The organism is Rhizobium sp. SVR5-2C (assembly GCF_056755115.1).
The window spans coordinates 1-236 of the sequence record NZ_JBNDHT010000590.1 but is presented as its reverse complement, the minus strand read 5'-3'; the positions used below and the strand labels follow the sequence as shown (position 1 = coordinate 236).

1 pseudogene is annotated in these 236 nt (G+C 54.2%); it reads right to left on the bottom strand.

The window, feature by feature from the left end:
• A pseudogene (locus tag ACPYOI_RS37025) lies at positions 1–234 on the bottom strand (hypothetical protein); the annotation flags it as partial.
• Positions 235–236: the final 2 nt, after the last annotated feature.

Below are 236 nucleotides of genomic sequence, written 5' to 3'. Positions count from 1 at the left end.
GCCACCATCGTCCTGCCATCTGGCAAGTGAACCGTCTTCCCTGGCTAAGGGAAGCGGGCCTGAGCTCAGCTGCGTTGTGAGATACATTTTCAGTGCGGATTTCAGTGCGGTCTCGTCAATGACCCCCATCTGGAAGCATTGAATGAGGAAACTGGTCGCGTTGATCTCACGATCGTCGATCGCGTATATTTCGCCTCCGCGAAAGCCGGCTTTTCGCAAAATGCGATCCAGCATTC